General features: G+C 56.4%; 27 protein-coding genes. 8 read left to right on the plus strand and 19 right to left on the minus strand.

From position 1 onward, the window contains the following. Positions 1-142: 142 nt before the first annotated feature. Positions 143-415, plus strand: coding sequence for a hypothetical protein (locus tag AC1XYH_RS03270; RefSeq protein ID WP_483325234.1), 273 nt, complete (start codon positions 143-145; stop codon positions 413-415). Here the strand turns inward: AC1XYH_RS03270 and lnt are convergent. From lnt to miaB, 5 genes are all read right to left on the minus strand, one after another. Next, positions 365-1,900 carry an apolipoprotein N-acyltransferase gene (gene lnt / locus AC1XYH_RS03275; RefSeq protein ID WP_483325235.1) on the minus strand — a complete coding sequence of 512 codons (1,536 nt, stop codon included), beginning with the start codon at positions 1,898-1,900 and terminating at the stop codon, positions 365-367. The two genes, AC1XYH_RS03270 and lnt, sit on opposite strands and share 51 nt — an antisense overlap. 18 nt (positions 1,901-1,918) lie before the next feature. Next, a complete protein-coding gene (locus tag AC1XYH_RS03280; protein ID WP_483325236.1) occupies positions 1,919-2,758 on the minus strand; it encodes an HlyC/CorC family transporter in 840 nt (279 codons plus the stop codon). Between the two features lie 6 nt (positions 2,759-2,764). Further along, the gene (gene ybeY, locus AC1XYH_RS03285) at positions 2,765-3,223 is read right to left on the minus strand and encodes an rRNA maturation RNase YbeY (RefSeq protein ID WP_483325237.1); all 459 of its coding nucleotides are present in this window, start codon (positions 3,221-3,223) and stop codon (positions 2,765-2,767) included. Then, a complete protein-coding gene (locus AC1XYH_RS03290) occupies positions 3,213-4,226 on the minus strand; it encodes a PhoH family protein (RefSeq protein ID WP_483325238.1) in 1,014 nt (337 codons plus the stop codon). Before AC1XYH_RS03290 ends, ybeY begins: the two co-directional genes overlap by 11 nt. Positions 4,227-4,370: 144 nt before the next feature. Next, the gene (miaB, locus tag AC1XYH_RS03295) at positions 4,371-5,711 is read right to left on the minus strand and encodes a tRNA (N6-isopentenyl adenosine(37)-C2)-methylthiotransferase MiaB (protein WP_483325239.1); all 1,341 of its coding nucleotides are present in this window, start codon (positions 5,709-5,711) and stop codon (positions 4,371-4,373) included. 151 nt (positions 5,712-5,862) lie between these two features. Between miaB and AC1XYH_RS03300 the strand changes: the two genes are divergently transcribed. Beyond that, positions 5,863-6,198 carry a DUF1820 family protein gene (locus AC1XYH_RS03300; protein ID WP_483325240.1) on the plus strand — a complete coding sequence of 112 codons (336 nt, stop codon included), beginning with the start codon at positions 5,863-5,865 and terminating at the stop codon, positions 6,196-6,198. A 133-nt stretch (positions 6,199-6,331) separates the two neighbouring features. On the opposite strand, the gene AC1XYH_RS03305 is transcribed toward AC1XYH_RS03300, so the two are convergent. Both AC1XYH_RS03305 and AC1XYH_RS03310 read right to left on the minus strand, forming a co-directional pair. Beyond that, entirely contained in the window at positions 6,332-6,604 is a 273-nt protein-coding gene (locus AC1XYH_RS03305; protein WP_483325241.1) for a hypothetical protein, read from the minus strand. Next, positions 6,601-8,145 carry an alkyl sulfatase dimerization domain-containing protein gene (locus AC1XYH_RS03310; RefSeq protein ID WP_483325242.1) on the minus strand — a complete coding sequence of 515 codons (1,545 nt, stop codon included), beginning with the start codon at positions 8,143-8,145 and terminating at the stop codon, positions 6,601-6,603. The genes AC1XYH_RS03305 and AC1XYH_RS03310 overlap by 4 nt, the downstream gene beginning before the upstream one ends. Before the next feature lie 232 nt (positions 8,146-8,377). On the opposite strand from AC1XYH_RS03310, the gene AC1XYH_RS03315 reads away from it, so the two are divergent. Then, complete coding sequence (locus tag AC1XYH_RS03315; RefSeq protein ID WP_483325243.1) at positions 8,378-9,421, plus strand: AraC family transcriptional regulator; 1,044 nt, start codon at positions 8,378-8,380, stop codon at positions 9,419-9,421. 39 nt (positions 9,422-9,460) lie between these two features. Here AC1XYH_RS03315 and AC1XYH_RS03320 read toward each other — a convergent pair whose 3' ends face one another. The 6 genes from AC1XYH_RS03320 to AC1XYH_RS03345 form a co-directional block, all read right to left on the minus strand. Continuing rightward, a complete protein-coding gene (locus AC1XYH_RS03320; RefSeq protein WP_483325244.1) occupies positions 9,461-10,066 on the minus strand; it encodes a tetratricopeptide repeat protein in 606 nt (201 codons plus the stop codon). A gap of 7 nt (positions 10,067-10,073) precedes the next feature. Further along, a complete protein-coding gene (locus AC1XYH_RS03325; protein WP_483325245.1) occupies positions 10,074-10,733 on the minus strand; it encodes a hypothetical protein in 660 nt (219 codons plus the stop codon). Continuing rightward, positions 10,730-12,016 (minus strand): glutamate-1-semialdehyde 2,1-aminomutase, encoded by a 1,287-nt coding sequence (hemL, locus tag AC1XYH_RS03330; RefSeq protein ID WP_483325246.1) that lies wholly within the window; start codon positions 12,014-12,016, stop codon positions 10,730-10,732. Before hemL ends, AC1XYH_RS03325 begins: the two co-directional genes overlap by 4 nt. Positions 12,017-12,027: 11 nt before the next feature. Beyond that, complete coding sequence (gene thiE, locus AC1XYH_RS03335; RefSeq protein ID WP_483325247.1) at positions 12,028-12,657, minus strand: thiamine phosphate synthase; 630 nt, start codon at positions 12,655-12,657, stop codon at positions 12,028-12,030. After that, positions 12,654-13,454 (minus strand): hydroxymethylpyrimidine/phosphomethylpyrimidine kinase, encoded by an 801-nt coding sequence (locus tag AC1XYH_RS03340; protein ID WP_483325248.1) that lies wholly within the window; start codon positions 13,452-13,454, stop codon positions 12,654-12,656. Before AC1XYH_RS03340 ends, thiE begins: the two co-directional genes overlap by 4 nt. Positions 13,455-13,580: 126 nt before the next feature. Then, entirely contained in the window at positions 13,581-14,849 is a 1,269-nt protein-coding gene (locus tag AC1XYH_RS03345; protein ID WP_483325249.1) for a DUF1835 domain-containing protein, read from the minus strand. Positions 14,850-15,101: 252 nt separating this feature from the next. Here AC1XYH_RS03345 and AC1XYH_RS03350 point away from each other — a divergent pair, with 252 nt between their 5' ends. After that, a complete protein-coding gene (locus tag AC1XYH_RS03350) occupies positions 15,102-15,524 on the plus strand; it encodes an Mpo1 family 2-hydroxy fatty acid dioxygenase (RefSeq protein WP_483325250.1) in 423 nt (140 codons plus the stop codon). A gap of 47 nt (positions 15,525-15,571) precedes the next feature. Here AC1XYH_RS03350 and AC1XYH_RS03355 read toward each other — a convergent pair whose 3' ends face one another. The 5 genes from AC1XYH_RS03355 to AC1XYH_RS03375 all read right to left on the minus strand — a co-directional run bounded on the left by AC1XYH_RS03355 (position 15,572) and on the right by AC1XYH_RS03375 (position 19,317). Continuing rightward, entirely contained in the window at positions 15,572-16,195 is a 624-nt protein-coding gene (locus AC1XYH_RS03355; protein WP_483325251.1) for a pseudouridine synthase, read from the minus strand. Positions 16,196-16,216: 21 nt separating this feature from the next. After that, positions 16,217-16,657, minus strand: a complete 441-nt coding sequence (locus AC1XYH_RS03360) for a PaaI family thioesterase (protein WP_483326293.1) — start codon at positions 16,655-16,657, stop codon at positions 16,217-16,219. A gap of 15 nt (positions 16,658-16,672) precedes the next feature. Beyond that, complete coding sequence (locus tag AC1XYH_RS03365) at positions 16,673-18,334, minus strand: acyl-CoA dehydrogenase family protein (protein ID WP_483325252.1); 1,662 nt, start codon at positions 18,332-18,334, stop codon at positions 16,673-16,675. Continuing rightward, positions 18,331-18,972: a TetR/AcrR family transcriptional regulator gene (locus AC1XYH_RS03370; RefSeq protein ID WP_483325253.1), complete on the minus strand. Its 642-nt coding sequence runs from the start codon at positions 18,970-18,972 to the stop codon at positions 18,331-18,333. Before AC1XYH_RS03370 ends, AC1XYH_RS03365 begins: the two co-directional genes overlap by 4 nt. Before the next feature lie 147 nt (positions 18,973-19,119). After that, positions 19,120-19,317 (minus strand): DUF2788 domain-containing protein, encoded by a 198-nt coding sequence (locus tag AC1XYH_RS03375; RefSeq protein ID WP_483325254.1) that lies wholly within the window; start codon positions 19,315-19,317, stop codon positions 19,120-19,122. A 250-nt stretch (positions 19,318-19,567) separates the two neighbouring features. On the opposite strand from AC1XYH_RS03375, the gene AC1XYH_RS03380 reads away from it, so the two are divergent. The 4 genes from AC1XYH_RS03380 to AC1XYH_RS03395 are packed head-to-tail and all read left to right on the plus strand — an operon-like array spanning position 19,568 to position 25,502. Further along, positions 19,568-21,640 (plus strand): type VI secretion system Vgr family protein, encoded by a 2,073-nt coding sequence (locus tag AC1XYH_RS03380; protein ID WP_483325255.1) that lies wholly within the window; start codon positions 19,568-19,570, stop codon positions 21,638-21,640. Next, positions 21,637-22,497 (plus strand): DUF4123 domain-containing protein, encoded by an 861-nt coding sequence (locus AC1XYH_RS03385; protein WP_483325256.1) that lies wholly within the window; start codon positions 21,637-21,639, stop codon positions 22,495-22,497. Before AC1XYH_RS03380 ends, AC1XYH_RS03385 begins: the two co-directional genes overlap by 4 nt. Continuing rightward, positions 22,494-23,333 (plus strand): hypothetical protein, encoded by an 840-nt coding sequence (locus tag AC1XYH_RS03390; protein WP_483325257.1) that lies wholly within the window; start codon positions 22,494-22,496, stop codon positions 23,331-23,333. The genes AC1XYH_RS03385 and AC1XYH_RS03390 overlap by 4 nt, the downstream gene beginning before the upstream one ends. A gap of 6 nt (positions 23,334-23,339) precedes the next feature. Then, positions 23,340-25,502, plus strand: a complete 2,163-nt coding sequence (locus AC1XYH_RS03395) for a lipase family protein (RefSeq protein WP_483325258.1) — start codon at positions 23,340-23,342, stop codon at positions 25,500-25,502. Between the two features lie 127 nt (positions 25,503-25,629). On the opposite strand, the gene AC1XYH_RS03400 is transcribed toward AC1XYH_RS03395, so the two are convergent. Further along, entirely contained in the window at positions 25,630-26,118 is a 489-nt protein-coding gene (locus AC1XYH_RS03400) for an Lrp/AsnC family transcriptional regulator (RefSeq protein WP_483325259.1), read from the minus strand. Positions 26,119-26,261: the final 143 nt, after the last annotated feature.

Consider the following 26,261-nt stretch of genomic DNA (forward strand, 5'->3'; position numbering starts at 1 on the left):
ACCAAGCTTGTCACAGGTAGTCATATGCCATTCGTCGCCGAGGACCTTGCGCGTTGCGCTGCGGGTCTATCCTCAGATGGAGACACAAGGCTGCGCGACCCTGGGAGGGAGCCGATCTGACAATCATCTGATGGAGGTATGCATGAGCTGGAGAACACCTGAGACATTGGCAACCCGACAGAGGGACTGTGCATACGGTCGCATTCTGCGCCGCCTTGATCAGGCGTTGGACATGGCATATACCCGGCAATGGCTCGCTGACTACCAAGGTGGAGGCGTTACCGAGCTGGAGTTGCAGGGTTTGAGTCAGGAGGATCTGACGTTGCTCTGGCAGATACTCATAACTCTGGATTCCCACGTTTCTTTACCGGGTGTGCTGCCGCCTGCGCTGCAGCACACAAACCAGCAGCGTTAACACGACCAGCAGGCCGAGAGGCGCGCTGCGCCAGCGTAGGTAGGGCGTGAGCCCTTGCATGGGCTGTACTTCGCCGATCAGTACCTCTTGCTGGAACTGCGGTATCCGGGTGCGAATCTGGCCATATTGGTCGATCAGTGCAGTAACGCCATTGTTGGTCGCCCGGATCATCCAGCGCTGGCTTTCAATCGCGCGCATCTGCGCCATCTGTAAGTGTTGCAATGGGCCGATGGAACTGCCAAACCAGCTGTCGTTACTGATGGTGATCAGTAGATCGCTCTTGGCTGCCAGTTTGGCGGCAAAGTCGGGGTAGACGGCTTCATAACAAATCAGCGGCGCAAGGTTATAACCAGCCGCGCGTAGCGGTTGTTGATCTGCCGGGCCTCGGCTGAAGCTCGACATCGGCAGGTTGAAGAAATCGATCAAGCCGCGCAACAGATCTTCCAGTGGTACATATTCACCGAAGGGCACCAGCTTCTGTTTCAGGTATTCGCTCTGCGGGTCGCTGCCGCCGACCATGATGCCGTTATAGATTTTCATCCCGTCAGGCTGCATATCATCAACGGGAATCCCGGTGATCAGAGTGCTGCCGCGCTCTGCCAAATTGGCGGCAATGCCATCGACAAAGTACTGGCTCTGACTCTGCAGTACGGGAACCGCGGTTTCCGGCCAAACCACCAGGTCGGTAGCCGGTTGTGCGTAGGTCAGGTCGCGATAAAGCGAAAGAGTATGGGTGATGTAGTCCGGATCCCATTTGCGGGATTGCTCGATATTGGCCTGCACCAGATTCACGCTCAGTGGCTTGCCTTTAGAATGCGTCCAGTCCACTTGCTTGAGGCCATACCCGGCAAGCCAGAGTGCGGCCACCAGCGCTACAGCCAAGCCGGCCTGTAGAGGGCGGCGCACCAGACGCCATTCGCTGAGCAGGCAGGCGATAAATACCGAAATGCCGCCCAACAGCCACACACCGCCAATCGGCGCCCAGCCACTAAGCCAAGTCTGGGTATGCGCGTAACCATGGTACAGCCAGGGGAATCCCGTCAAAAACCAGCTGCGGAATACTTCTTGTGCGACCCAAATAGCGGCGAAGCCAAGGCTGCCAAGCCAGGGGCTGTGGTTGCGAAAAAAGCGTACCCAAACCCATGCCATTAGCGCGAAGAACAGCGATAGAATCAGCTCCAATCCGCCGGTCAGGATGCCCGCTAGCAGCGGTGAGGCGTTGCCGTGCAGGTGAATACTGATGTAGATCCAGGACACGCCCGAGACGAACAGGCCCAAGCCCCAGGCGCCGCCGCGCAAGGCGGCCTGTTTGCCATTGACCTGTTGTAACCCTTGGTAGAGTAAGGCCGCTGAAAGCATGCCGAGCGGCCACAGATTGTAGGGCGCAAATGACAGCGTGCTGAGCGCACCGGCCAGCAGAGCGATCACGTGACCGATCAGGCCGGGGCCGCGTAGCCGGACCAGCAAAGCAGTAGGCAGAGACATGCCGTTCCTTAGGTTTACTTAGGTGTTGACCAGCGTGACCCGCAGCAGATGCACGCGGCGGCTATCAGCGTTCAACACGCGCACGCGGAAGCCATCCAGCTCGACCACTTCATTGCGCTTGGGCAGGTGGCCGAACGCGTTCATTACCAGACCGCCGACGGTATCGAACTCTTCATCCGGGAAACTGGTTTCAAAGTGCTCATTGAACTCTTCGATTGGCGTCAGCCCCTTGACCAGGTAATCGCCACTGGGCAACGGCTTGATCTGACTGTCTTCGTCCACATCGTGCTCATCTTCGATGTCGCCGACGATTTGTTCGAGCACGTCTTCAATCGTCACCAGTCCGGATACGCCGCCGTACTCATCAATCACCACCGCCATGTGATTGCGCGTAGCGCGAAATTCCTTGAGCAGCACATTCAGGCGTTTGGACTCCGGCACAAAGGTGGCTGGGCGCAGAATATCCTTGATGTTAAAGCGTTCCATGTGGTCTTCAAGCAACAGTGGCAGCAAGTCTTTGGCCAACAAAATGCCGAGCACGTCGTCAATGCTCTCGCCGGTCACTGGGAAGCGCGAGTGCGCTGCTTCAATGACTTCAGGCAAGAACTCACGCGGGGTTTGGCTGGCTTTGATGGTGGTCATCTGGGAGCGCGGAACCATGATGTCCCGTACCTGCATGTCACTGACCTGCAGGGCACCTTCGATAATCGACAGGGCCTCGATATCCAGAACTTCGTTGGCGTGCGCTTCGCGAAGCAGCTCAAGCAGTTCCTGGCGGTTCTTGGGTTCATGGACAAAAGCCTGGACTAGCTTGTCCAGCCAGGACTTGTGTCCATTGGTCGATCGATCTTCGCTCATTGATCCTTACTCATCATCGTCTAGATAGGGGTCAGCAATGCCAAGTTGCGCAAGCAGTTCGCGCTCCAGGGCTTCCATTTCGTCTGCTTCGGCGTCGTCAATATGGTCGTAACCCAGTAAATGCAAGCAACCGTGTATGACCATATGTGCCCAGTGGGCGTTTAGCTGCTTGTGCTGTTCGGTTGCCTCGCGGGCAACCACTGGAGCGCAAACCACCAGGTCGCCGAGTAGCGGTAGGTCAAGTTCAGGGGGCAGGTCGGCGGGAAAGGACAGTACGTTGGTGGCGTAGTCTTTGCCGCGATAGGTATGGTTGAGACTCTGGCCTTCGTCTATATCTACCAAGCGAATCGTCAGTTCACGGTCGGTACCGGCACCCAATGCCAGCCCGACCCAGCGTAAAAAACTGTCGTCGTCTGGTTGATCGGGCGCATCGGAGGCGCGCTGAATATCGAGCTCAATGCTCATTTTTGCGCTCCTGGCGCTCGATTTCCTGCTGCGTTTCAAAACGGTCGTAGGCTTCTACAATGCGCTGCACCAGTGGGTGGCGCACTACGTCCTTGGACAGGAAGTGGGTGAAGCCGATACCGGGTACATCTTTGAGTACGTCAATAACGTGGCTCAGACCGGATTTGGTACCGCGCGGTAGATCCACCTGGGTGATGTCGCCGGTGATCACTGCGGTAGAGCCAAAACCAATACGCGTGAGGAACATTTTCATCTGTTCCAGCGTGGTGTTCTGGCTTTCATCCAGAATGATAAAACAATTATTTAACGTGCGGCCGCGCATGTAGGCCAGTGGCGCGACTTCAATAACTTGCTTTTCAAGCAGCTTGGTGACCTGCTCAAACCCGAGCATCTCGTAGAGCGCGTCGTACAGCGGGCGCAGATAGGGGTCGATTTTCTGCGCTAGATCGCCAGGTAGAAAACCCAGTTTTTCGCCAGCTTCTACCGCTGGGCGTACCAGCAGGATTCGGCTGATCTGCTCACGCTCCAGCGCATCTACCGCGCAGGCTACCGCTAAATATGTCTTGCCAGTGCCGGCAGGACCAACGCCAAAATTGATGTCGTGTTGCTGAATCGAGCGCACATAGCTTTGCTGGTTTGGCCCACGCGGCTGAATAGTCATGCGCCGCGTACGCAGAATCACCGGTTTGTGGTCACTACTGCTGTTTAGCGCTTCGCTCAGGTTCTCGAGGCCGGATTCCTGCAGAAACAGATGCACGGTATCGGGGCTGAGGTCCTTGCTGTCGCGCGTTTCGCGGTACAGCTGACGCAGCACGGCCTCGGCGGAGCGGGTGAGGGTTTCCTCACCAATCAGCTCAAAGTGGTTTCCGCGATTGCGTACTTCAATGCCGAGGCGCTGTTCAATAAGACGGAGATTGTCGTCGAACTGACCGCAAAGGGCGGCAAAGCGCCGGGGGTCAACGGGTTCGATACTGAAACGATGGATATGTAGAGGTGCGTTCAAAATAGTCCGTAGGTCGCCAGATGGCATGGATGAAACGACAGAATAGCGCGCAAATTTAACCCTGCAAAGCACTGCCATTTTCCGGCGGTCGGAAGCCGAGCGCCGGAGTCAGACAGATCACTGCAGTGTGCAGGATAAATGGCGTTAATGCAGCGTCTCGCTGATCAGTGTGCCGCGCAGCGAGTGGGGCAGTGCTTCATCGATAAGCACGTCGACAAACTGGCCAATCAGCTGCGGGTTATTGCTGCGGAAATTAACAATACGGTTGTGCTCGGTACGGCCCTGCAGCATGCCAGGGTCCTTCTTCGAGTAGTCGGTCACCAGAATGCGCTGGGTGGTACCGGCCATGCGGCGGCTGTTCTCAAAGCCCTGCTGGTTCAGCCGGGTCTGCAGTATCTGCAGGCGCTGCTTCTTGACTTCATCCGGGGTGGTGTCCGGCAGATCGGCAGCTGGGGTGCCCGGGCGTGAGCTGTAGATAAAGGAATAGGAGAAGTCGAAGCCAATATCTTCGACCAATTTCATGGTCTGCTCGAAGTCACGGTCAGTTTCACCGGGAAAACCGATGATGAAATCCGAGCTCAGAATGATGTCTGGTACTGCCGCTCTCAGCTTGCGAATTCGTGACTTGTACTCCAGCGCCGTGTGGTTGCGCTTCATGCCGGCCAATACCCGGTCAGAGCCAGATTGCACTGGAAGGTGCAGATACTTCACTAATTCCGGCACTTCGGCGTGGGCCTGAATCAGGCTGTCCGAAAATTCCAACGGGTGCGAGGTGGTGTAACGAATGCGGTCGATGCCATCAATTGCGGCTACCACACGGATCAGGTCTGCCAGGTCGGCCACACTGCCCTCATGGGTTGCGCCACGGAAGCCATTCACGTTCTGGCCCAGCAGAGTAACCTCACGCACGCCGTTCTCAGCCAGGTGAATAACCTCGGCCAGGACGTCGTCAAAGGGTCGGCTGACTTCTTCACCGCGGGTATAGGGCACCACACAGAAGCTGCAGTACTTGCTGCAGCCTTCCATGATGGAGACGAAGGCCGTTGGGCCATCCACGCGGGGCTCTGGCAAGCGGTCAAACTTCTCGATTTCCGGAAAGCTCACGTCAACCTGAGGTTTGTGTGTGGTCCGAGCGGCGTTGATCATCTCAGGCAGGCGGTGCAGCGTTTGTGGGCCGAAAACTACATCCACGTAAGACGCGCGCTTGCGGATCGCATCGCCTTCCTGGCTAGCCACACAGCCGCCCACGCCGATGATCAAATCAGGGTTTTTCTCTTTCAGCGGACGCCAGCGACCCAATTGGGAAAACACCTTTTCCTGTGCCTTCTCGCGGATCGAGCAGGTGTTGAGCAGAATGACGTCTGCGTCTTCTGCGCGGTCGGTTAGCTCCATTGCCTGGTGCTCGCCGAGCAGGTCTGCCATACGAGAACTGTCGTACTCGTTCATCTGGCAACCGTGGGTCTGGATAAAGAGTTTCTTGGCCATGGGATATACGCTGGGCATCACTTGAGAAAAGGGGCGATTATACACACAAGCGGGGGCCTTTGTTATGCCCTGCGCTGTGCTATCATGCGCGCCCGCCGAACGGCAGCCGCCGCGGCGTTCACGCGTTTTTCAAGGTGTTGGTTATCCCGCTATGAGTAAAGAAAGTCAGCCGGTCTTTCGGATTATCTTCAACAACCAGGGACAGGTGTTTGAACTCTACGCGCAGCAGATTTTCCAGAGTGAGCTGTGGGGCTTTATGGAAATCGAAGAGCTGATCTTCGGTGAACGCTCTCAGCTGCTCGTTGATCCGGGCGAAGAGAAACTGAAAAACCAGTTTGATGGCGTCAAACGCAGCTTCATTCCTGTTCACTCGATTATTCGCATCGACGAAGTTGAGCGGGTAGGTACGGCCAAGATCAGCGAGGCTAAGGGTGATAGTGGTAGTAACGTGATGCATTTCCCGATGCCGCCGCGGTCGGATAGCTGATCGGGCTGGCGTGTACCGGCGGCCAAGAGAACACCTGCAGCCAGTTTTTTACCTGCTCATTTGCGAATCAGATGCCAAAAAGCCCTATAGCCGTTTCGCTATAGGGCTTTTTTAGTTTTGGTAGTACTAAATATCAGTTATTTAACAACGCTTCAGTTGGGTACATCGGCAGTCGGTGGTATTCGTCAAAAAGCCCCATCAGCTTTGCGCTTTCGCCCGTAATAGTCGATTTGGACAAAAAATCTTTGGTGGACAGTTCGCCGCGGAAATAATCGGTGAAGGTGTCGCTGTCGACTTTTATCGTGGCATCGACTGGGCGGTAGTGGCTGCCTGGGTCTGGTACGTACTCAGCCACTGAGTTGCGGACGTGCAAGGCCGATACGTTGCCATCAATGTTAAAGCTCAAGACACCCTCAGCCCCGTTGCTAGCTCCGGGTTTAAACGGGTGCGCATCGAGTTGACTGCTCGATTGGTGTCCTCTTTGACCCAGGCTGCTGGCTGCACTACCCCAAGGCTGAGGTCTTGGTTGCCTTCGAGGCTAAGCGCGGCAGCGGTGTAAAAGTTACGCACAATTGAGCCTGGGCTGTACTGCGCCAGCGTCCGGAATACGCTGGCCAGTGCCTGGCGGTATTCAGCATTGTCGCGGTCGCTGTAATACAGCTCGGTGGCAAGATCTTTGGCCCAGAGATATTCACCTTTGGCCATCGCGTCTTTATATGCCTGCAGCACTTTGCCAGCGCCGCCCCCGAGTTTGATCAGATTATTTGCATAGACTTCGCGTGGCAGGCGGTGCAGGTCTTCGGCATAGCCTGAGAACCAACCTTGACTGCGTTCGGCAATAGCTTCCGGCCAGGTTTCAAACTGGCCGTATAGCTCATTCACGTAAGGGTGCTTGCGCAGCGAGTTGGGCAAGTGGATGTTGTTGCCCAATTGATCCATCGGCACGCCGAGGTTGGTAAGACGGATCGACTGGTCGTAGATGTAGGCCACAGAGTCGTGCAGGGCATTGCCTGCTTCGGCGATGTTCTCTTTGCCTCGCAACGGTAGCGAGCCTCCGCCAACGCAAATTTCGATTTCGGGTTCAAGCTCACGAATTTTGCGCAGTGCCTTCATCCATTCTTGCGGGTCACGGTAGCGGTCGCCTCGCAGGGTGTAGAGGTTAGGTACGATTGGCCACAAGACATTATCGATGACCATTTTGCTTTCTGGCAGCCAGAATGTCAGCGAATCCTCGGTATCTGTTTTGGCGTGAAAGGCTTGAATGGTGACGCCATCAACGGTCATGGTTTCGCCATCGGTCAGGGTCTTGGTAGCTGGCATCCAACCGCTCTCACGGCCTAGCTCAAGGTTTGTGCCATCCATACGTGCGTCGGGCCCGGTGGTTGGATGTTTGCTGCCGAAATGTATTTCCGCGCGGCCGTCGAGCGAGGGTAGTAGCTCCGGAATCAGCGGGTTAGTGAGCGAGCCAGACTCGCGCAAAATTTTATTGGAATCCGGGTGGGCTACGATCATGGCTTTGTCGCCGTCCAGCAGGGTGGAGGCGCCTTTGGCATAGTGGGCATGGTCGTAAAACAGCGCGATGATTGGCTTCGTGCTGATTTGTTCGCGAATAATTCGGCGGAAGTTGCTGCCGTCTTCTGTGTTTTCGCCTGAAGAGAATACCAGTAGACCGTTTTCGGTCTCGATAATCACTGGGCCATAGAAGTAGCCGTTTATCACCCACGTGTTTTCGTTTACTGGAAGCGCTTTGGCATCAGCCATCGGACCAATACGCAGCATCGGTTTTACTTTGAGCAATTCTTCTATATTGGAAATTGCCCCGGTGGGTAACGTCGTGGGTTGGAAGTCAGGGTTGCGGTCGTAATGTGTCCAATCCGCTGCGTAAAGCGGTGCGCTATTGAGCGCAATCAGCGCACAAAGGAGTTTGGAGGTGTTGGAGAAAGCCATGTTGAATCCTCATTGTTGTTATCTGGCGTAATTCACCTGTCGGATTAATACGCGCTGCGAATATCCGGCTGGATCACATAAAGCTACTTACTTCTCTACCATCCGCTGTTTTCGGACTGTGAATCTGAGGCTATGCTGCTCTAATTGATCAATAAAAATTTGATAATTGGCGTCGCGAATATTCCAATTGGCGACAAATTAACGCCGCTTTTTAACCATGGAGGGGCCCGGCATGGCAGTATTCGCTCGCGCTTCAGTGCTTTCTGATTTCTCCGCATTTGCTATCAGCCAAGGTCTCCAGCCAATGGAAATGTTGGCGAAAGTCGGTTTGCCCAGCGACGTAGAGCAACACGGCGATAACCTGATTCCATTTCGCAAGTTGGTTGCGTTGCTGAATAATTGCGATCTGCATAGCGGCAATCGCTTATTCGCCCTGCAATATGGGGTATCGCAGGATGTCAGCTTGTTTGGGCCCCTGTTTTACCTGATGCGTAATGCCAAGGATGTGCGAACGGCCTTGAATGAATTGACGCGTCAGTTTTACGTACACAGCGGTGCTGCAGCGGTAACGCTGGAGGAGCATGGCAGCCACGCGATTCTTTCCTATGCGATTACGGATACTGCTGTATTTGGTTCGCGCCATGCCGTGGAAAGGGCGTTGGGCGTAGGCATGCAAATGCTAAGCACGTTGCTTGGCAGCCGCTGGCGACCTCAGGCCTTGTTGTTCCAACATGCCGCAGTAGTTGAGCCACGCCATTACCGGCAAGTGGTAGGTATCTTGCCGAGTTTTAATTCGGCCTATAACGGATGGATGTTCGACGCTGCTTTGCTGGATGTGACCTTGGACACGGCAGACCCGGTGTTGCATCGCTTGATTCAAGGGCACTTGGATAATCTGGAGCACATGTCTGAGCAAGAGCTGCCGAGATTGATTCAGCAACTGATTCGCCGTTTTCTGCCGGATGCAAGAGCGAATATTGAGCAGGTCGCCGAGTATATGAAGGTTAGTACACGCAAGTTGCAGAGACAATTGGCCAGGGAGGGCACTAGCTTCCAAAAGTTGCTAACGGAGGTTCGGCAGAATATGGCGTGCTATTACCTGCAAGACTCGACTATCAGTATCGCGCAGATGGCTGATCTGCTGGGTTACGCCAGCCAATCCGCATTCAGTCGTGCATTTCATGAGTGGTATCGACAAAGTCCCCGTGACTGGCGCAAAGCGCGCGAGACTATAAACCGACATTCTCAGCACGCAAGCTCGCGAGCGACGACATGACAACATGCTCGGGTTGTAGATAGAGGAAAATAACAGCGTTTACTCCAACAACTCCTCAATCTCTTGCGCATTCGAATCAGGCCGCTCTGGCGGTTCTTCCATCTTCAGTGTCCCGTTCAACTGCTCTTCGCGAATCTGCGCCAAATAATCCCGAAACAGCGTGCCCAGCACATGCGTGGCGGCGTTCATTTCTTGTTGATTCATCTGTAGGGCGACGAGATCGGCGCTGTCCATAGCGGCGTCGTGGCCGTTGATGGAGGCCATTTTCAAAATGATGTAGGCCTGGGGTAGGTTGCGCCGCACGCCTTCGCCTTTGAAGTGCATCATACCGAGGCGATACTGCGCGCGGGGCTCGCCTTGAATTGAGGCTTGTTCCAACCATTGCAGGGCGGTGTCGTAGTTTTGCTCCACCCGTTCACCACTGTAATAGAGCTGGCCTAGCTCGTATTGCGCCTTCATATCGCCGTCAGCTGCTGCGCCAAGACAGGTGTCGATTGCCAATGGCAGGCTTTCGTTGTCCACACGCTCAAAAGCGCAGCGGTCGTCTGCGCTGATCAGCAGCGGATTTTCAGTCTCGGCGTTGGCCTGGGTGGCAGGCAACAGCAGCAGGCTGATCAGGGTAAGCCTTGGCAGCAGGCGATACATGGTGTGTTCAGGTCCTCTCGGCGTTCGGTGCTTCGACACTTTCATTATGGCTATTGTGCGCCTGTTCGCTGAGCAGGCCAACTGCCAGTCCAGCGCCCAGCAAAGTGGGGAATAACCAGAGTGCCAACGGTGAGCTGCTAAGCAGGCCCGCTAGCGCGACAGCACCAGGGCTGAATAGCGGGGCGCCGATGCCGATTGCAGCAAGGCTGCCGAATAACATGGGGCGCAAGTCGCGACGTAGGATCAGCGCGCCGGCAAGCAACAGCAAGGCAAGGCTCAGCAGATTAATGCTCCACTGGTAGCTGTGCTGCATGTCCATGCGCCGGGTCAGCTCGAAGGCAGCCATCAAACCGAGCAAAATGCGGCCCCAGTTGGCTGGCTGCCAACGCAGACCAAAAGCCATATAGAACGCAGTTAACCCGAGCAGTGGCAGGCTGATATTTTGCGCCGCCAAGCCAAGCATGCGCTGTATATGGGTCAGGGTTTCGCTCAATGCAAAGCTGTCCAGTGTGAGCAGCAGACTGCTGGCCGCGGGCAGCAGCAGCGCTAGTAGGGCTGCAATGATCGCGCCGCGAGCGTTATCGTTTAGGCCGCCGCGACGGCGCCATAACCATGCGCTGACGCCAAACAGGGCTGCACTGAGCAGCCCATAAATCAGACTCATCATAGTGCGGCGAACGCCTTCTCGGCGGCGTCCAGTGTCAGCTGCAGTTCGGTATCGCCGTGAGCTATGGATGTGAAGCCGGCTTCAAAGGCACTTGGTGCCAGATAGACACCGCCCTCCAGCATCAGGTGGAAGAAGCGTTTGAAACGGTCCGAGTCGCTGCCCATGACGTCGTCGAAGGTGACGATGTCGTCTGCCCCGGAAAAGTACAGACCAAACATGCCACCTGCCTGAGTAGTCACAAATGGCACGCCCGCGGCGTCGGCACGTTGCTGCAGACCCGCAAGCAGTCGGCTGGTGTAGTCGGTCAGCTCGCTATGGAATCCTTCGCGGCTGATCAGCTTGAGCGTAGTGAGGCCTGCGGCCATGGCCAATGGATTTCCGGACAGGGTGCCTGCCTGGTAGACAGGACCAAGTGGCGCGATCTGCTCCATGACTTCACGCTTGCCGCCAAAGCAGCCGACCGGCATGCCGCCGCCGATGATTTTGCCGAAGGTGGTCAGGTCCGGCTTAACGCCATAGAGCGCTTGGGCGCCGCCGAGGGCAACCCGGAAACCGGTCATTACCTCGTCAAAAATCAGTACCACGCCGTGCTCGTCGCAGGCATCACGCAGGCCTTGCAGAAAGCCGGGTGCTGGCGGTACGCAGTTCATGTTGCCGGCGACTGGTTCAACGATGATGCAGGCTACTTCCTGGCCGACGTCGGCCAGCAGCTGCTTGACTGCGTCAATGTCGTTGAAGGGCAAGGTAAGCGTGTGTTTGGCGAAGGCAGCAGGTACGCCAGCGGAGTTCGGTACGCCTTGGGTGAGTGCGCCCGAGCCGGCCTTGACCAGCAGGCTGTCGGAGTGGCCGTGGTAGCAGCCCTCGAACTTGATGATGCTGTCGCGACCAGTGTAACCACGGGCCAGACGGATGGCGCTCATGGTGGCTTCGGTGCCGGAGCTGACCATGCGCACCATGTCCATCGATGGCACCAGAGCGCAGACCAGGTCGGCCATTTCGGTTTCCATCGCGGTTGGCGCGCCGAAAGATAAACCGTGCTGCAATTGGTTGCGTACAGCGTCCAGTACGTCTGGATGGCCGTGACCAAGAATCATTGGCCCCCAGGAGCCAACGTAATCGACATAGCGCTTGTCGTCCTCATCGATAACGTAGGCGCCTTCGGCATGCTTGAAAAATAGTGGCGTGCCGCCGACGCTCTTGAAAGCACGCACTGGCGAGTTTACGCCCCCGGGAATGTGCTTTTGGGCGTTGGCGAACAGAGTTTCGGAGCGGGACTGAGACATGGAATATCCTCTCAACAGGCGTTAATGAGTTGGCTGAAGCTACTGGCGCGTGCTTTTACTGCGTCAGCGTCAGGGGCACCGAACAGGCCGTTGATTACGGCCAGGTAGTCGGCGCCGGCACCGAGTAATTGCGGTGCGTTGTGCAGGGTGATGCCGCCGATGGCGATGATCGGCAGTGTGAAGCGTTTGCGTGCTTGTTGCAGCAGTACAGGCGTGGCTGCCGGCGCGCCGGGCTTGGTGACCGACTGGAAGAAACGGCCGAAGGCGATATAGCTGGCGCCGTCAGTGACCGCTTGCTCAGCTAATTCCAGGCTGGCGTGGCAGGTAGCGCCGATCAGCGCTTGTGAACCAAGTTGCTGGCGCGCCTCACGCAGCGAGCCATCTTCCTGTCCCAGATGCAGGCCAACGCCCAGGCGGCTCGCCAATGCCAGGTCATCATTGATGATCAACTGGCAGTCATAACCTTTGCACAGTTGCGCCAAATGGCTGGCTTCGTCGAGCCGCCGGCTTGGGTCTTTGCTCTTGTCACGGTATTGCAGCCAACGTGCGCCGCCCGTTATTGCCGCTTCCACGTAAGGCAGCAGTTTGCCATCCGCCAGCAACGCGCTATCGGTAATCGCATAGAGGCCGCGCTGGTTCACGAACAGAAATCCAGCGGCAGGCGGCGCGGCACGTACTGGCCGTGGCCGGGCTGCTCGGCGTCGCGCAGGGTGCGCCAGGTGTAATCGAGTGCTGAGCGAACGGCGCTGACCAACTCTTCGCCCAGTGCCAAACGGCCACTGAGGGCGCTGGCTAATGTGCAGCCGGAGCCGTGGTAGCTGCCGGGGAGGCGAGCACAGGTGAAATCATGCTGGCTGCCGTCTTTGCAATACAGGCGGTTGTGTATCTCGGCTTCGTCGCCGTGCCCACCTGTGATCAATAAATTTTGGCAGAACGGCATCAGCTTGGCAGCACACTCGTCAGCGCTACCCTCGGGCAGTTCGGCGAGGATGCGCGCTTCTGGCAGATTCGGCGTGGCGATTAAGGCAACCGCCAGCAAGCGTTCACGCATAGCAAAGCCGACATCCTCTTTACCCAGCGAGCCGCCGCCTCCGGCGCGTAGCACCGGATCGCAGACCAATGGCAAGCCGGGGTTGGCGCGCATCAGCTCGATGATCGTATCGACCATTTCTACGCTACCCAGCATGCCTAGCTTAACCGCCGATACCGGCATGTCGTTGAGTACGGCGTTGGCCTGGGCTAGTACCCATTCTTTGTCCAGTACGCGGAAGTCTTTCACATCCACGGTGTCCTGTACGGTGAGCGCGGTGACCGCTGGAGCGGCGTGACAGCCTTGCGCTAGCAGCGCTTCGATGTCGGCTTGCAAACCTGCGCCGCCGCTGGGGTCGTGACCGGACAGACAGAGGACGACCGGCTTGAAAGGATTTGGTTGTGGCATCGGTGTGGGTTCCGGCTCGTTGGCTATGCGGTGGGCAGGGCTTCCGGCATGGGGTGCGGCAGAAGCGCTGCGAAACAGTGCGCTAGCTTAACATCTCAGGCCGCTGGCGGGCAGCGGCGCGACGTCTCAGGTGCTGTGGTAATGCAGTTGCTGGTGCTCAACGTGGTAACGCCAATGCGCCTTGGTGGGTATCAGTTTGACGCCGCCTACCCAATAGGGCGTGGCACGAACGCTAAAGCCGTCGGCATCACCACGCAGCACAGCTTCGCCCAGCGCAGTTAGCTGCAGTGCGCGTTGCGGCCAATCCGGCTGATGGTCCTCTATCTGCAGTAGCGGCGCTTCGCCAGTCAGTAGCGGTTGCAATAGCCACCAAAACATCATATCGCCAAGGTAGGGCAGAGGTTCACGCTCCATCATCAATGCGCGAAATACTTGCCCGGCGGTCAGCGGCCCCTGTTGTTGCAGAACTTGCAGGCTCAGCCGCTCGGTCAGCCCTAAACCATCTTGCTGGCCCGGGAGCTGCTGTAAATGACGATCTAGTGCTTTGCCCAGCATAGGAAGCGCGGGCGTGCCGCTTTTGATTAATGCCAATAAATGCTCTGGGCTTGGCTCGCTCAACGCGCGCCAGGCTTGTGTGCCTAGCTCGAGCAGTGCTTCTTTGACCAGCTTACGGCGGGGCCACAACCAACCAAGCAGTTCTGGAGCCAGCTGGCCTATGCCGATAAATCGCTGCACTCCGGGGATTTGATCTACGGCGATCAACTCTACCCGTGCTGTCGGGCGGATCTCGTGCAGCCGGTGCAATAGATAAGCAAGAATCAGCTGATCATAACTGTCATGTTCAAACCAGAGCACGATGCGTTGGTAATCATCCAGCTGTTGCAGCTTTCGGTAACTTTGCTGCTGACGGGCCAAGGCGTCGGCTGGTGCTATATCGAACGCCTTGGCAAGAAAATCAGCGCGTTGACGCAACAAGACTTCCGGCTCTGCGGCGCTCAGCGGGCCTATGCAAAAGGGGTCGGAGAACTCAAGAAAGTCGCCGCTGAAACCGGCGGTCTTCAGGCTGTGCTGAATATCGCTACCGCAGCGAATATGCAAAGTACGCAGTTCATGATCACCATGGCGCAGCAACTGGCGGCTGGCGTGGTCAAGGCTGTCGGTATGCTGCTTGAGCGCTGGCCAGCTGCTAAAACCGGCCTCGCGAGCGATAACTAACTGGGCTTCGGCCAGGCGCAATGGCTCACTGCGCGGCGCCAGCCAGCGACTGATGCGTAGCAATGCGTCGCTATCGCCAGCCTTGATCGCTTTGAGTAACTCTTTAGCGCGTTTGCGCTGTTGTTCAAGGTTGATACGGCCGTGGCTGATCGGGCTGTGTGGTACTTTGCTCGTGGACATACGATCCCCTTATCGGGCCTGTGTCCGCCTGGCAGGCTGGGTGTCGTATGGATAAACACATTGTGGGTACATTGGGCGCAGCCCTTTCCGCGAACGGGGACGCCAATCGGCGCGAGTCAGAGCATCGCCGCTTGCTCGAAAGTTGTCAATGACACCCTCTCTGGCGCTTTGTGACACTGGTGCTGGAGCAGTGATTGGCTACACTGGGCGTCAACGATCGACGCCTGATTAAACCGATAACAAAGGTGCTGTATGAAAGCGATTGACCAATGGTTCGACGAATATGGCGAAAGCCATCTCAATCCTATCAACAAACTCTTGCACTGGATTTGTGTGCCGCTGATCACGTTCAGTGTGTTAGGTATTCTCTGGGCCATTCACCCTTGGGTATCGATGATCGCGGTGGCCGCGGCGCTGCTGTTCTACGTGATGCTGTCTTGGCGGATTGCGGCGGTGATGCTGGTGTTGTCGCTCTTGATGTTGCTAATCCTAAGCTTGATGACTTATGTGTTTTGGCCCTGCGTGGCGATCTTCGTGCTGGCCTGGATTGGTCAGTTTATCGGCCACCACCTGGAGGGCAAGAAGCCTTCTTTCTTTAAAGATCTGCAGTTTCTGTTGATTGGCCCGATTTGGCTGATGGGCTTTTTGTTTCGGATGTTTGGGCTGCGTTACTAGGCCGTATTGCAGGGTGAATCGGGGCGTCATTTGACGCCCCGATTGCGTTATAGCGGCAGCTCACGCCACTGCCCGGGTTGCAACTCAGCCAATTGCCAGTCGCCAATACGCACTCGCACCAGCCGTAGGGTAGGTAAGCCGACTGCGGCCGTCATGCGCCTGACCTGGCGGTTACGGCCCTCACGGATGGTGATGGCCAGCCAACTGGTCGGTTTGTTCTGGCGAAAACGCACGGGTGGGTTGCGCGGCCACAGGTCGGGTTCTGCGATCGTCTCTACTTCGGCGGGTCGAGTTGGGCCGTCATTTAATATGGGTCCGTCGCGTAATTGCTTGAGCTGCTGCTCGCTGGGTTCGCCCTCTACTTGCGCCCAGTAGGTTTTGGCTAGCTTGTGTTTGGGGTCGGTAATGCGTGCCTGTAGTTGGCCGTCATTGGTCAGCAGCAATAAGCCTTCACTGTCACGGTCCAGGCGTCCGGCGGGGTAGATGCCGGGTACGTCGATGAAGTCCTTGAGCGTGGCGCGGCCCTGGCCGTCGGTGAATTGGGTCAGTACATCGAACGGTTTATTTAGCGCGATCAACTGTGGATTAGCCGGCGGCGGTGCGGGCTGGCGGCGCGGTTTCCCAGTTGGCTGCTGGCGTGGGCGTTGCGGCGGGCGAGGGCGTTGAGCCATTAATCTAACCTTAAAATAAAATCAGCGAGGCTGGGTGTCTGCGATCGGAATGACGGCGACGGTCACGGTTGCCTTGCTGAACAAACGCTTGGCGCCGTCCTTCAAGGCAAAAACCTCTGCCTCAACCACACATATATGTTTGCCGGCTTTGAGCACCTCAGCGCGGCACAGCAGGGTATCGCACTGTGCAGGACGCAGCAGATTAACTTTGAATTCCACGCTCAGCACGCTGAAGCCTTCTGCGACCGTTGTAGCGGCTGCAACGCCCGCCGTGTGGTCGGCAATGGTGCTTTGCACGCCGGCATGCACAAAGCCATTTTGCTGACTGTGGCGCGGTAGGATTGCCAGTTCGGTTTCTACCCAACCCGGTCCGCACGCGGTGGGGCGAATACCCAAGTCACCACAAAAGGCGGCTTGGGCAAAGCCGGATTGAACAAAGGCTTCGAGTTGTTGCTGATTCATACTCATGATTCATCCTCAGAAACTGGCGGGTGTGGAGCGAGCAACCAGCGCCTCAAGATCCAGGCCGCGTGGCAAAGTTCCGTAGGCCTGACCATGCTGGCCTAAACGGCTAGCGATAAAAGCGTCTGATACCGTTGCATTGCCTGCCTCCAGCAATAACCTGGCTTGCAGCGCAACGGCCACATCTTCAGTTAGCTGGCGCGCGCGGTACTGAATCTCATCAGTGTCGCTGAACTGCTGTTTGAGCTGTTCGATACGCTGCTTGAGCAGAGCGGAGCCGTGGCCATCGCCCAGTTCGGCAAAGAGTACATCAAGCACCCCCGGCTCCTTGGATAGCGCGCGCAGTACATCCAGGCACTGCACGTTGCCCGAGCCTTCCCAAATTGAGTTAACCGGTGCTTCGCGGTAGAGGCGTGGCAGTATGCTGTCTTCTACATAGCCAGCGCCGCCAAGGCATTCCTGCGCTTCGTTGATCATTCCCGGCGCGCGTTTGCAGATCCAGTATTTGCCGATGGCGGTCACCAGCCGGGCGAACTTTTCTTCATGCTCGTTGTGGGCGTTATCCAGAGACTTGCCCATGCGCATGGTCAGCGCCAAGGCCGCTTCGCTTTCCAGCGCCAGATCAGCAAGCACGTTTTGCATCAGCGGCTGTTCACTGAGCACGCGGGTACCGACTGTGCGATGCGCGCAGTGATGCGCCGCCTGGGTGAGGGCCTGACGCATCAGAGAGCTGGAGCCGATCATGCAGTCAAAGCGGGTCAGCGAGACCATTTCGATAATGGTGGGTACACCACGACCTTCCGCCCCGACCATCCAGGCCAGGGCTCCCCGGAATTCAACCTCGCTGGAGGCATTGGCGCAGTTACCCAGCTTGTTCTTTAAACGCTGGATGTAGAACTGATTGCGCGAGCCGTCGGGCCGGTGCCGCGGTAACAGAAAGCAGCTCAAGCCTTTGTCGGTCTGCGCTAGGGTGAGGAAGGCATCGCACATGGGCGCGGAGCAGAACCATTTGTGGCCAACCAAATCGTAGGCCTGCCCCGGCCCGCCGATACCGACCGGGTGCGCGTGAGTGGTGTTGGCACGCACATCGGTGCCGCCCTGTTTCTCGGTCATGGCCATGCCGATGGTGGCGCCGGTTTTCTGCTCAATCGGTAGGTTGCGTGGGTCGTACTGGCGCGAGAGTATCTTTGGCAGCCAGTGTTCGGCCAAATCGGGCTGCAGCTTCAGCGCCGGGACGCAGGCGTAAGTCATGGTCATGGGGCAGCTGGTGCCGGCCTCAGCCTGGTTGTGCAGATACATGGTGGCTGCGCGGGCAACCTGTGCACCGGGGCGCGGGTCGGTCCAAGGGGCGCTGGTGATGCCCGCCGCGATGCCCGCCGACATTAGCTCATGGTACGCCGGGTGAAATTCAATCAGATCAATTCGGTGACCGTAACGGTCGTGACTCTTGAATATCGGCTTGTTCTCGTTGGCGAGGAAGCCGGCTTCCATGAGTTTGCTGCCAGCCAGTTGACCATAGGCATTTAGCGCTTCGTCTGCCCAGTCGCCCTGATAACGTTTAACCCACTCTTGCAGCGGCAGATCATCCCTATACAGGTTGATGTTATTGAGCGGCGGTACCTGATTGGTGACGTCGTGGGTTTCAGCACAGGTTTGGGCGTACTCATGCAGGTTCATTGTGGCAGCTCCTTGGCGCCCAAGGCGCGCAGGCAGAAACGGGTGATGGTGTGCGTGACGGCTTCGAGTGTCTCGCTGGGCAGGCCACTTTCCCGGTCGACTCGGGCCTGCGGAGAGAGCGGGCCCACCAGCGATTCTGCGATAGCGCCAACTAAGCACGCGGCGGTAAGCGGAATATTCTCAACCAAGAAACTGCCATCGCGCACGCCGTCAGCCAGTAGCTCTCCATAGATGGTGGCGTATGCCTGACGGTAGTACAGGCGCTGAGTTTCTACCTCTTCTTCGGCGGGTTCGGCGATCAACGCGTAGGCGAGTTGGCGGCTGTGCCACGCGCGGGCAGCAAATTGGGCAATGCCATTGCGCAGGCGATCGCTGGCCACGCCCGGCGCCAGGAATTGCTCTTTCAGAGTGTTCAATTCGATGCGCGTCGCCTTAACGAACACGTCGGCGGCCAGCGCTCCCTTGCCTGGAAAATGGCGATACAAACTACCGGTGGCGATACCCGCGTTGCGGGCGAGTCCGCTCATGGTTAGCGCGCTGAAGCCTCGTTCGGCAACCTGCTGCAATGCGCAGTCTAGGACATGTTCGCGCAGAACCTGATCGCGTTCCAAGCGGCTGGCGGTGGTGCGGTAAGCCATGATCTGAATCCATATTCATTATTTGATGATAGTGAATCAGGGTTCAGACTTTGATGCAGGTGGGAAATCGGCCAGATGCAGTGATGATTTGGCCGTGGAATGACGTTGCTCAGTTGCAGCGGCAGCTATCGCCGCCGCCGCAAGAACTCAGCCGACAACTACGATGACCACTTCTTTGATAACAAAAGCAGCGACGCCGAGGCCAAGCACCAAAAATAACATCAGAGTACCGTAACGACCTGCTTTGGATTTTTTGGCTAGGTCCCAAACGATAAAGCCCATAAAGGCAACCAGGCCGAAAATCATCAGCGGCATGGCGAGGGCTTCAAATTGTTGGTAAGTCATGGGGGAGAGCTCCAGACGGTTTGAAAAGGGTCGCCAGTATAGCGACTCTAGGCGGTACTCCCTAGAGCGGTTTAACTGCTCTGGCAGGTGTGACGCACTTCCGCTTCTGATGACTGGTGCACAGCCAGTACTCTCCGACCTCTTTACAATGCCTCGCCATTGGCCGACTCATTCAGCCGATGCACTTTTGCGTTTCCAACGCATTGCCCGTTCCACGCTAACGAAAGCAGCAATTTGAAAAGGACAACGGATGTTCTCCCCAGCCAACGAAGCCGCTTTTACCCTGCACATCGACGGTGCCGACCACGACTTCAAGGTACTGGCCTTCACCGGCACAGAGGCCCTCAACCAGCCGTTCGCCTTTGAGCTGGAGCTGATCAGCGAACACCCCGATATTGACCTCGCCTCGCTACTGCATCACACCGCCTATCTCGACATGGGCCAAGGTGCTGGCATCCACGGCTTTATCGACCGCCTCGCCCAAGGCGAAGCCGGCAAACGCCTCACCCGCTACCACCTCTGCCTGCGACCCCAGCTTAGCTATTTGGCGCACAGAACCAATCAACGCATCTTCCAGCACCTCAGCGTGCAACAGATCATCAGCCGCCTGCTGGAAGAGCACGGCATTCAGGGCGACGCCTACCGTTTTCAACTCAACGCCACTTACCCTGAACGCGACTACTGCACTCAGTACGACGAGACCGACCTGCACTTTATCCAGCGCCTGTGTGAAGAAGAAGGCATTCACTACCACTTTGAACACAGCCAAACAGGTCATATCATCGTCTTCGGCGACGACCAAACCACCTTCCCGCCGCTACAAAAAATCGGCTACAGCCAAGGCACCGGCCTGGTGGCAGATCAACCGGTGGTCAAACGCTTCGGCCTAAGAGTCGAAACCCGCCCCAGCCGCGTCACGCGCCGTGACTATGACTTTGAAAAGCCACGGCTGCTGATGGAAGCGGCCCATACCAGCCAGAACGCAGCAGAAGAAGACCAGAAGCCAGAACCTGATCTGGAAGACTACGACTACCCCGGCCGTTTCACCGACCGCGAGCGCGGCAAGCAGCTCAGCCAGATCAACCTCGAACGCCACCGCGCCGAACAGCAACTGGCCGATGGCAGCAGCGACCAACCGCAACTGCGCACGGGCCACTTTATGCCGCTCACCGGTCACCCGCGCGGTGACTGGAATGACCTTTGGCTACTGACCGAGATTCAGCACGAAGGCAAACAGCCGCAAGTGCTCGAAGAAGGCGTTACCAGCGATACCAAAGAAAGTGATGGCTTCACCCAAGGCTACCGCAACCACTTCAAAGCCACGCCCTGGCAAGTCATCTGGCGCCCGCAGCTAGATCACAAAAAGCCCAAGGTACTCGGCAGCCAAAGCGCCGTGGTAACCGGCCCACAGGGCGAAGAGATTCACTGCGACCAGTACGGCCGCATCAAGGTACAATTCCACTGGGACCGCGAAGGCCAAGCTGATGATAAAACCAGCTGCTGGCTGCGCGTCGCCTCCGGCTGGGCCGGCGACCGCTACGGCGGCATCGCCATCCCCAGAGTCGGGATGGAAGTGCTCATTACCTTTCTCGAAGCCGATCCCGACCAACCCCTGGTCACCGGCTGCCTGTACCACAAAGAACACGAAGTCCCGTACGAACTGCCCGCGCACAAAACCCGCAGCGTATTCAAAACCCTCAGCAGTCCCGGCGGCGGTGGCTACAACGAACTGCGCATCGAGGACAAAAAGGGCGAAGAACAGATCTACCTGCACGCGCAGAAAGACTGGGATGAAAATATCGAACACAACCAAACCGTGCGCGTGGGCAACGAACGCCATGACACGGTCGAGGCCAACAGCTACAGCGAGTTCAAAGCCGAAGAACACCGCACCACCCACGCAGACCGCAAAACCGAAATCAAAGCTAACGACCACCTCACCGTCGGCACTAGCCAGCATGTCAAAATCGGCACTGCGCAGCTAACCCAAGCCGGCAACGAGATTCATTATCACGCCGGTGACAAAGTTGTGATCGACGCCGGCATGGAGCTGACCGCCAAGGGCGGCGGTTCCTTCCTGAAGCTCGATCCTAGCGGCATTAGTTTGGGTGGCGCGATGCTGAAGATTAATTCGGGTGGTTCGCCCGGCGGTGGTAGCGGTCTGGCGATCAAGCTGCCAGGAATTACAAACGCGGCGGACAGTGATAGCGCTGGGATGACTTTGGCCACCGCGCAAATCAACTTGGCACGTCAGGCGCGATCACTTGGGGCTAGTCGTTGTCCTGTGTGCGAAGCCTGTAGAGAAGGGGTATGCCCCGTATGATTGAACATGCACCAATTAATCCGCAGGAGTGGATGTCTGAACAACAAGCCGTAGGGCGACAACTCTTTCTGATCATTGACCGTTTGGCAGAGCCAGACCTAATACCCGTGCTGTTCGGTCTGGACTTGATGCGGGAATATATCAACCTGTATGCCGGCACAGATTTTGACGACCTTAAAGACATAGGCCCCTGGCTGGTAAAGATACCCACCCATAATTCCCGGTCATTCAGTTTTCTACTCGAGACCCCGGAGCAGAACTGGGGCTGGCTGGCAAGCGCTGAAAAACTTGAGCTGGCAACGCTGTGCGCACATTGGCGCGAGCGTATGCTGATTTCAGCGCCTGATAAAAAAGACTTGTACCGCTTTCAGGACAATCGGGTTATCGCTCATCATTTAACCAGTCTGACTGCGCAGCAGCGACCCTTATTAATGGGGCCCTTGCAGAGTTTGCTCTGCTCGCAGCACGACAACTGGGCGGTATGGGACAACACAGCCCCCGGCATCCAAAACCCGCCGTCTAGCACGCCCTGGCTAGACATTCCCGAGCCAGCCGCAACGCGCAACGCCATCCGTCAACACAATCTGCAGCAATGGCTGTGGGAGCAGCATCCAGCAGCCGTCACCCAACTGGCTCGACGCGAGCCCCTGCAGGAGTGGCTGCAACGGCAATTGGAAACAGCCGATCAGTGGGGTTGGGGTAGCACTGAGCAACTGCATTTTCTGCTGCAACACCAGTTGGATACTCAGGTAGCCAACCAACCATTCTGGGCCGCCCAACTTGGCGAAGCCCCTGCAACCCACTATCAGCGCTGCCGTAATGCGCTGGCCAATACTACCTACTGGAGCAACTCATGAAGCTGCCTCTACTGCTATGTCTGAGCACCTTGGCTCTCACCGCCTGCAGCCTTGTCGGGCATATGGCAAAGGAAGGTGCCTTGTCAATGACCGAACGGGACGGGGGGGAACACTTCACGCTGACTGGAACGCTGCCAGCCAGCTTCCAGTTATCTGCAATGATGTCCTACCAAGTGCTGGATGAAGAAAAGTGCCAAATACGTAATTTCGGTTCAAGCGGCACCTCAACCCGTGTCATGGCCACACAGCAAGACACCGAGCTAAAGACTCACCCCTACAATTTCAACCTGCAAATCCCGCTGACCCACCATATCGGCTTGTGTCATGCAGAACTGTCTCGGGTAAGACTCGAAGTTACAGGGCGCTATGGCGAAGAGCGCTGGCAACAAGGCGGTCATGGCGGCGGTATCGCCGTAGTTGATTCACGCCCTGCGGGGGCACCTAGGTTTGCGGAAGATGGCACTATGTTACTGCGGGGCATGTGCGGCTGGATGTTTCAGTTAAGCAAAGCTTCTTCACGTAATGGTCAAGTAAGCAAACTACTCCACTGCTCACAACCAGACGAAAACTGGTCGCAGAGTGAGGTGATTTCTGAACGCAGGAGCCTTGGCGTGACCGTAGGCCGGGACGAGCTTGCGGATAAAACCATTGTATTGGATATCCGTGAGGATCCGCAGGAGGAGCCCTCCATGTACAGACGTTGGATTGAAACACCATCAGGCTGGAAGCCTTGTAAGGGTACAGAGCTATCGGATCGTTGCCAGGAACCACCCATATTCAAGACCTTTAAAATGAACGGGCAGGAATGTACTGTCTACCCCAGCTGCACCGAGTAATCACGGATGACGAACTTGAGCAATTACGAAAGACCAGAATCAATAGATTGTCCAAATAGGAATCAATGGGTCAGTTTCCGTTTTGTGGATGAACATGGTGATTCGTCCTGTTTTAGCGGTCTTTCTTTTGAGCTGCGCGACAGCCAAGCGCAGATCACAACGGGGCAGCTAGATGAGGATGGATTCGCTGTAGTCAATAACAGTTACTGCGGTCCCATGCTTCTCTGCGTCGATGAAGTCTACGCAGGTGGTGAAAGGTGGTATGAGAACTTGAGGGATCGGAAAGCTTATCCCCTACCATTAACGAATTTTCAAATAGCCGCCGAGCAGCCCTCCATAGGCCCTCGTCGTTCAGGCGACACCAAAACTTATCTGGCAGAAGAGCGCGCAGCGCAGGAAGGTGCGCGTTTTTTCCGGGTAGAGGTTAGCGATCTGGTCGAGGCCTCCAAGCACCTACCAGACCCAGACGATACTTGGGGGCCAAGACCCAGCGCAGGCCTGAAACAAGCGGCAGGCGCAACTGCTGAGCAGCACGGTATTGCTCTGGAGCCAAACCAGCACCACGTATTTGAGGTCAAGGCGCTCAGAGCCTATAGCCCCATATTCTCTACATCGCCTGAATTTTCCGCATTGAATGCTTATCAATTGGCTGTGGCGTGCAAACTATCATATGCGCCCTTTAGCGTGAGACGTAAAGGCTTTGCGCCGTCTCAGCCGCCACCATATCTTCAACCAGGCAGCATCGGAAATGTATTACGAGAGCAGTTGGCTTATCACATCAAACCAACACGCTTTGATACAGCCAATTTTCATTTGTTATCCGAGGAAGTGCCTTATTCAAAACGCTTTGAAGTTGTGCCGTATGACCTTGAACGTTATTCAAGTACAGGTGGCGAGCGCACTCCTGAAGATGTACATTTTTTGCATGATGCTTCTACCGACACAGAAGCATTTATCACCCATAATGACAAGGTGGTCTTGATTTCAGTTCGAGGGAGCGCCAGTTTTGATGACTGGCTCCGTGATTTCGACGCGCGCCAAGTCCCCATCCAGGATGGTACCGGCAACGCTCATCGCGGATTTCATGAGGCTTACAAAAAAACCAGAGATTTTACTACAAAATATCTGGCGAGCTTTTACGATGAGGGCCACACGATAATAGTTTGCGGTCATAGCTTGGGTGGCTCAATAGCCCTGTTACTTGCAGATTATCTCCAAAAGAATTGGTCACCCAAAACCCAGCTATATACTTTCGGCGCCCCACGTACAGGTGACAGCGCTTTTGTGGAAAGCGCCAAGGGACTGGTTCACCACCGTATTGTTAATAATGACGATCTCGTACCCTCCGTTCCCGCGACCTGGATGGATGCGGAGTGGAAAATAGTTGTCCCCGGGCTTGTTACGCTACTGGCCTCGCTTGCCCCGCCAATCAAGGCAATTAGCCTGTTGCTGGCTGGCTTGGTCAATCTGGAGGGTGATTCTTACCAACACCATGGCGAGCAGTATTACTTTATGCCACGTAAGCCCGGCGGCGGCAGTGAGGCTTCAGTATTATGGCAACCGGGCTGCGCCGCCCTCGAAGAGGGCTCCTGCGCACGCTTCACAGCCAATCTCTCGATTATTGGCGATGCAGCTAAGCGCCGGAGTTTTCTTGTGCAGCTTGCCTCGTTTCCACACCACTACAGTGACTCGGGCTATGCCCGTGCAGCACTAACTAACCTGTTGCGTTGGAACGCCAGCCTCAGCCGTGACGGACAGCTCTTTACCAAAGAGGAGAAAGTAGACCTTAGATCGCAGCTCTACAACCTGGTTACAGAGATAAAGGCTTGGAAAGCGGGAACTTTTAGTGAATTCAAGAAAATGGCGCGCCATGACATGCGTTTTTACAACAAAACGTCGACAGAAATGCACGGCTTTTATCAGCGATACTTAAAAGACGTGGCATCGGCGGAGGAGTTGCAAGCGCAAGAGGTGCACCGCTTAACCCGCGCACAACTAAGATTAACCGCGCAAGCCAGTCGCACCGTCACGCCTGCCGCTGTTTTCGGTGATCAGGCTGACAGGGAGGATCTGCAACAACTTGTTAGCGAGTGGCGTCAGGAAGATATGAATAAAAATGCCGAACGGCTGGCAAGGGTAGACTTAGCCTCCGACGGCCAACATGTCTGACCCCTTACCTCAACGCGCACCTGCGTATACAGGTAAAACCAGTACCTTCATCACGCTTATAACGGCGCCTCGCAAGCTGCTGCCAGGCAGCTTGTTGTTAGGCCGCCTGCAGTTTTCCCTCTGCTATTCAGTTCAGCCCCAGATGTTTCAATGGCAGTTCTGTGCTGGCCAGCACCTGGCTGAGTACGAAGCTGGAACGTACGCTGGAGACCCCTTCAATTCGGGTCAGGGTGCCGAGCAGTAATTGCTGATAATGCTCCATATCAGGCACCACTACGCGCAGGTGGTAGTCCGCATCCATGCCGGTAACCAGGCAGCAGTCGAGCACCTCAGGGCATTCGCGGATGACTGCTTCAAAACCGGCGAAACGTTCTGGGGTATGACGATCCATGCCGATCATCACGAACGCGGTCAGCTTGAGTCCGAGCATGGCTGGGTCAAGCAGCGCGACCTGCCGTTTGATCAAGCCGCTGTCTTCCAGCTGTTTGACGCGCCGTGAGCAGGGCGAAGGGGAGAGGCCAATGCGTTCAGCCAGCTCTTGATTGCTGATGCGTGCATCGTGTTGCAGGGCGGCGAGAATCTTTAGATCGTAACGGTCGAGATTGATGGAACTCATGATTTTTGTCCTGATTGCGCAATTCATTAGACTTTTAGCTATTTATTGCTAACTGCGCAATAGAATGTGCAATATTAGGTAAGTTATTTCGCTGTTACCTGCCTACTATAGTCAACAGTTTCAGCCAGAACCGATCGTCCAGC

It is taken from the genome of Pseudomonas sp. GW-45 (genome assembly GCF_056896675.1).